Source organism: Rhodococcus sp. A14 (assembly GCF_011603105.1).
Classification (GTDB): Bacteria; Actinomycetota; Actinomycetes; order Mycobacteriales; family Mycobacteriaceae; genus Rhodococcus_F; species Rhodococcus_F opacus.
This window is the reverse complement of sequence record NZ_JAAOQS010000314.1, coordinates 1-591: the sequence shown is the minus strand read 5'-3', so window position 1 is coordinate 591 and position 591 is coordinate 1. Positions and strand designations below refer to the sequence as shown.

Sequence of the window (591 nt, the reverse complement as noted above, 5' to 3'; positions counted from 1 at the left end):
GTTCCAGCACCCGGCCCAGGTAGAGGACGGGGTGGCCGCTTTCGATGCGCTCGTCGTATCCGGCATCGCCCCGCAGGACATCACAACCATCGGCGATTCGGCGGGCGGCAACCTCGCCATCGCCATCGCCCTGGCCCTGAAGGAACAGGGCAAGCAGGGCCCCGGCGGGGTCATCGCCTTCTCCCCGTGGCTCGACATGGAGAACACGGGCGAAACGCTTGCCACCAACAACGACACCGACGCCCTGATCACCCCGGAACTGCTCGAAGGCATGATCGCCGGCGTCCTCGGGGACACGATCGACCCGACGACCCCGCTGGCCAACCCGCTGCACGCCGACTTCACCGGCTTCCCACGGCTGTATGTCACGGCCGGCAGCGTCGAGTCGCTCCTCGACAACGCGACGCGGCTAGAGGAGCGCGCCACGGCGGCCGGTGTGGATGTCACCCTGTCCATCGGCGAGGGCCAGCAGCACGTCTACCCGTTCCTGGCCGGTCGCTCCGCCCTCGTGGCCGAGGAGTTCGACAAGCTCGCCGCCTGGTACCGCAAGTAACAAACCCAGGGCGGTACAGGCCCCTGGCTGCCCCACCC

At 68.7% G+C, this 591-nt stretch carries 1 protein-coding gene; it reads left to right on the top strand.

Annotated elements, in window-relative coordinates:
• On the top strand, window positions 1–553 hold a 553-nt coding region (locus G9373_RS45590), incomplete at its 5' end, for an alpha/beta hydrolase fold domain-containing protein (RefSeq protein WP_167121402.1).
• Window positions 554–591: the final 38 nt, after the last annotated feature.